General features: G+C 53.0%; 4 protein-coding genes and 2 pseudogenes. 1 reads left to right on the forward strand and 5 read right to left on the reverse strand.

Annotated elements, in window-relative coordinates:
* Positions 1-224: 224 nt before the first annotated feature.
* The gene (locus tag MK208_RS21010) at positions 225-767 is read left to right on the forward strand and encodes a CBS domain-containing protein (protein WP_294119714.1); all 543 of its coding nucleotides are present in this window, start codon (positions 225-227) and stop codon (positions 765-767) included.
* A gap of 100 nt (positions 768-867) precedes the next feature.
* On the opposite strand, the pseudogene MK208_RS21015 reads toward MK208_RS21010, so the two are convergent.
* The 5 genes and pseudogenes from MK208_RS21015 to MK208_RS21035 all read right to left on the reverse strand — a co-directional run.
* Positions 868-1,488: pseudogene (locus MK208_RS21015) on the reverse strand (IS6 family transposase).
* 102 nt (positions 1,489-1,590) lie between these two features.
* Positions 1,591-2,610, reverse strand: a complete 1,020-nt coding sequence (locus MK208_RS21020; RefSeq protein ID WP_294119715.1) for an FAD-dependent oxidoreductase — start codon at positions 2,608-2,610, stop codon at positions 1,591-1,593.
* The gene (locus MK208_RS21025) at positions 2,532-3,731 is read right to left on the reverse strand and encodes an FAD-binding domain-containing protein (protein ID WP_294119717.1); all 1,200 of its coding nucleotides are present in this window, start codon (positions 3,729-3,731) and stop codon (positions 2,532-2,534) included. The genes MK208_RS21020 and MK208_RS21025 overlap by 79 nt, the downstream gene beginning before the upstream one ends.
* A 269-nt stretch (positions 3,732-4,000) precedes the next feature.
* On the reverse strand, positions 4,001-4,708 hold the full coding sequence (locus MK208_RS21030; RefSeq protein WP_294119718.1) for an IS6 family transposase: 708 nt from the start codon (positions 4,706-4,708) through the stop codon (positions 4,001-4,003).
* Positions 4,705-4,911: pseudogene (locus tag MK208_RS21035) on the reverse strand (DDE-type integrase/transposase/recombinase); the annotation flags it as partial. The pseudogene MK208_RS21035 and the gene MK208_RS21030, both read right to left, overlap by 4 nt.
* Positions 4,912-4,972: the final 61 nt, after the last annotated feature.

The following is a 4,972-nucleotide window of genomic DNA, read 5'->3' on the forward strand; positions in this document are numbered from 1 at the left end:
CGCCATCGCCCTCGCAGCTCTCGTTATTTACTGGCTATGAGTCCTGACCCTAAGTTTGAAAACAACGGCGAAATACCTTAAGCTAAAAGCTGCCAACCGATGATAGGCCAATTCCGGTTTAAGATAACAGCAACAACACTTCTAGTATGTGCGGACAATGCCGCGCCGCATTAGATGTGAGGACAAGCAACAAGCAGTTTTGTATATCGTTATGGAGGAAAAACATGCCACAAAAATCAGACCGCCCCGGCAACCGTCTCATGGATCGTCCTGAGTATCGTTCAAAGAAATCGCCGCTGACACTATCGCCTGCAACAAGCGTATTCAACGCTGTTAATAAAATGTCCGAGAGAAACTATGGCTCGGTAATAGTTGTCGATCCTGATAACAAAGTAATTGGAGTGGTTACCGAAAGGGATGTGATGAATAAACTGGTTGCAAAAGGGTTAGACGCAACCACGACAGTTCTCTCCGATATCATGACTGCCAACCCCAGACTCGCGAATGAAACAGATGACTTGATAGAGTGGCTTAGAATAATGTCCAACGAACGGTTCCGGCGTCTGCCCGTCGTTGACGACAAAGGTCGAATTAAGGCTGTATTCACGCAAGGTGACTTTGTTTCCTACACTTGGCCTGATCTAGTGTACCAAATGAAGTCAATTGCGACAGCCACAGTAATGAGGAATTGGGCGGTTTTCTTGATTGGCGGCGGCATAGCGTTGTATTCCCTACTGATGGTTGTCGTGATGAAGGTTATAAGTTGATAGGGGGTGCTGTCAGACGAAATCGAATTCGTCTCCACAATGCCAACAAGACTGTCCTTTGTACCGCGCAAAGACACCACCACTCAGCGAGAGCCGCGCTTCATTTCAGTTTGAAATATTCGCGTGAGTAAAGGTGGCGTTCATGATTGAAGTGATTGTGGACCGAAGAATGGTCGGATGCGAATTTCTGCAGACATCGCATTTGTCTAACGCGGAGCATCGCCTTCTATCTTAGTCGTAATGGCGGATGAGCATTCTCTGCGCGATTGGTCACTCATCAGCCAGTTTCTTGCCTGTTCGCGTTGCTAATGTCCCTCATCGCAGCACCGTAGGAGCGGAATTTGTGGGTTACGAGTGTGCCAGGCCGACCGTAACGACGCATTGATTTCTTGAAAAATTTCAATGCTGCCTTCCTATCTCGAATCTTCGTCACATAGCTTTCCAGGACTTCATCCTCATGATCAACGGCCCGCCAAAGGTAGTATCGCTGCCCGCTGATCTTCACGAACATCTCGTCCACATGCCATTTCCAGTTCGAGTGGCACATGATCGATTGAGATCTTCTCTTGCGGATCTCCGATGCGAATTTGAGACCGAACCGCTGCCACCAAAACCGAACGGGTTCGAAGCTCACGTCGATGCTACGTTCGTGTAGCAAATCTTCGACATTCCTCATCGACAGGGGGAATCGAATGTACATCATCACAGCCAACCGGATGATTTATGGGCTGGTTTTGAAGTCGCGAAGAGGAGAGCGTTTTGTCATGGCCAGAGGCTAGATTGGCACCCTGTACTTAGCAGCAGAGATTCCTCTGACAATTCCTCAAATTCGTTTCAGAATATCGTCGGCTATGGCGCGGCCACTGATCCATCCGGCCTCAACTCTGGGACCAATACACCAATCCCCTCCCAAATACAGCGTGCGGCTGTTATCACGCAAAAATGGCTCGCCAAGGGGACTCGTGGACCGCGCATAGCGCCAGCGGTGAGCAGCGACATACTGCGCCGCTGAAGGATCCGCCCCAATTTGCGCGCACAGCATCGGCAACATAAGCTCTGCGAGCTCGGCATTGTCGCGTTCGAGGTTTTCCACACTCCAGTCCACACTGGCTTGAGCTACCCAACACCCTTGCGACAAACGACTGGGCTTGGAACTGTTGTAAGCAATCCATGAAAGGGGCTGCTGCGGCATCCGCTTGCTGGTGAAAGGGATCGGTTGCCCGTCTTTAAAGGCCGCCATGAGCGTTAGGCAGGGGGCCATTTCGACACTTAGTAGACGACGAGTGAGCGGGTGATCAACGCCGATCAGCGGCGTGATTTGAGGCGCGGGCGTTGTTACCACAACATGGCTGGCCGCAAGGCTGTCAGTTTGGGTCGTGACAGTCCACCCCCCGTCACGCGCGCCAACAGTTTCGACGGTGGTGTTTTGGCTTACATCCAGTCCGGTCACCAGATGCTTTGGCAAACCGCTCATACCGGGAACGCCAACAAAATGTGGTTCAGGCGCTCCAGCTTCCCAGACATCAACGGTTGCAGCCGCCCGCATAGAACGCAGGACTGCATGGAAGTTGGGCGCGCGCGCGGTCACATACTGCGCGCCATGATCGAATTGTCGACCGCATCGCGTGCGTTTCGTGGCAAGCCGCCCTCCAACACCGCGGCCCTTATCCAGAACCATGACGTTCAAACCTGCATCTGCAAGCTTTCCCGCACAGCTTAGGCCAGTGATGCCAGACCCGATGATGAGGATTTTGCTGCACGACATCAGTAAAGCCCCAAGCTTTCCAGCACCTTGGGAATCTGTTTTTTCACCTTGAAGAATCCCGCTGTCGCGTGGGGCCAAATCGCCTCATCCCAGGGCCGTCGCCATTCACATAACGCGATCCCCTTTGCGTTTAACGCTGGTGCGGCAGCTTCAAACCAATCATGGAGGGGGCCTTGGGGGATATATGCCGTTGCAATCTGTTTTGCGCCGGCCTCAGTGGCCCATCGCGCCAGTTCATTAGAATCAGTCGCCGTGAGATGGTCAGCTTGGAGGCTCAGGCGTGAGACAGTATCACCCAAGGCCTCGCGTTCAAACTGTGTTACGTGATCGGCGACCGGCAAGTCCGATCGTAGGTGACTGGCCGAAATAGTTGCGGCACCAACAAGATTTAGATCCGACAACGCAAAAGCATCTAGGGAACAGTCTTCCTCACTGATCAGCAACGCTGTGGGGACGTCGGGTTTTGGGGTGACAACGTCCCTAATCCGTTGAATACGGGGCAATCCATCGGGCTCAGAATAATCGAGAGGCGCGATAGGATCAGCAAGATCAGCGTCCCCGATGTCAAAGCGTAGGTTGGTGTATTTGGCGATATTCCAGGCTTTGGCCTGATAGGCCCTGCCGCGTGTATGAAGCCCAGCCACCCAGCGCCAGCTCAGAGTGTTGGCGGCCGGATCGCCATCCAGAAGATGGCGGTGGAAAAAATCAGCTCCCAGACGCCAGGGCAGCGACAAGGTGAAAATCCAGATCGACGCAAACCACATCCGCGCATGATTGTGGAGATAGCCAGTGTCTAAGAGCTCATCAACCCACGCATCGAAACAAGCGATCCCGGTTTCACCGGCTTCGGCCTGTGTCAATCGCCTGCGCAGTGCGCGGTCAGTTTGCATGGTATCATGATCCGACCTCAACCCTAAGCGATAACTGCGCCAAACACTTGGGCGACGCTCCAGCCAGCCTTTGAAATAACTGCGCCAAAAAACTTCTTGAATGAACTTTTCGGCACCATCCAACCCGTGGTTCGCCAAAGCTTGCGCGACCACTTCTTCCTCTGTGATCAGGCGCCGCCGAATGTATGGGGACAGGCAGGACACCGAAGTGTGCCGACCTGCCCCTTTGTCATAATTGCGACCAGACGCGTAGTGGAGCCCCATTTTCGGGACAAAATCCTGCAAGGTTTTGAGAGCATGGTCGCGCATTTGGATCACTCGGTTAGTGTTTTGTGGGTTACGACAGGATCGACCTTGCGGATGACCCATGCTTCAGAATGTCAGTTTTAACTGTTTGACGGGTGAGACACTTATCCCTACGGAATGCGGGTTCAGAATAGGCCCGACACGGGTGAAAGGGTGCTGTCAGACGAATGCGAACTCGTCTCTACAAAGACAGTGACGCTTTCCATTATGCCGCACAAAGGTGCTGTCAGACGGGTTCGGACTCGTCTCAGCTGGGACAGTGATGCTGCTCTTTAATCCGCACAAAGTTGGCGCCACTCAGAGAGAGCAGCAGCACGGTTTAACTTGAAATTTGGTCTGGATTGGAGGCTGCGCTCCGAGTTGAATAGGTTGAGAACAGAGGCGTGGACGGACACGAACTTCTGCAGACTTCGCAATCGCCGGAAGCGCAGCATCGCCCTCTCCCTTCGTCGAAATGGAAGATGGGAATTCTCGGCTCGATTATTCACCCAGCGGCCAGTTTCTTGCCGGTCCGCGTTGCCAATTTCCTTCAACGCGGCGCCGTAAGAGCGTAGCTTGTCTGTCACGATCGCATTTGGGCGGCCATACCTACGCATTGATTTCTTGAGAAATTTCAATGCTGCCTTCTTATCTCGGGTCTTTGTCACATAGCTTTCCAGGACTTCACCCTCATGATCTACAGCCCGCCAAAGGTAGAACCGCTCGCCGTTTATCTTCACAAACATCTCGTCCAGATGCCATTTCCAGTTCGAGTGACAACGCATCGATTGAGATCGTCTCTTGCGGATTTCCGAGGCGAATTTCGGCCCAAACCTCAGCCACCAAAACCGAACAGATTCATAACTCACGTCGATGCCGCGTTCGTGTAGCAGATCTTCGACGTTCCTGAGCGACAGTAGAAACCGGATATACATCATCACCGCCAAGCGAATGATTTCTGGTGACGTTCGAAAGCAACGGAAGGGACTACGTTTGGTCATGGGGCGAGGCTACGCAACCGCCCTACCCTCATCAAGGGCCATCCCTCTGACAAAGCCCGCTCCCTTCGTCGAAAGGGCAAGTGCGAGTTTTCGGCGCGATTGTTTTCCCAGCGCCCCGTTTCCTGTCGATCAGCATTGCCGATGTCCTTCAACGCAGCACCATAGGATCGAAGCTTGTCGGTCACAATGACTTCAGGTCGGCCATCCCCTTGATCAGCCCCACCCAAGTGGTCCAGTTTGATTGTTAGTGCATGATTGGCCTCT

This window comes from Shimia sp. (assembly GCF_022448905.1).
Classification (GTDB): Bacteria; Pseudomonadota; Alphaproteobacteria; order Rhodobacterales; family Rhodobacteraceae; genus Shimia.

Bases quoted from the DNA above. Each gene is read 5' to 3' on its own strand.
- MK208_RS21010 (WP_294119714.1), top strand. From the start codon at position 225: ATGCCACAAAAATCAGACCGCCCCGGCAACCGTCTCATGGATCGTCCT.
- MK208_RS21025 (WP_294119717.1), bottom strand. From the start codon at position 3,731: ATGCGCGACCATGCTCTCAAAACCTTGCAGGATTTTGTCCCGAAAATG.
- MK208_RS21030 (WP_294119718.1), bottom strand. From the start codon at position 4,708: ATGACCAAACGTAGTCCCTTCCGTTGCTTTCGAACGTCACCAGAAATC.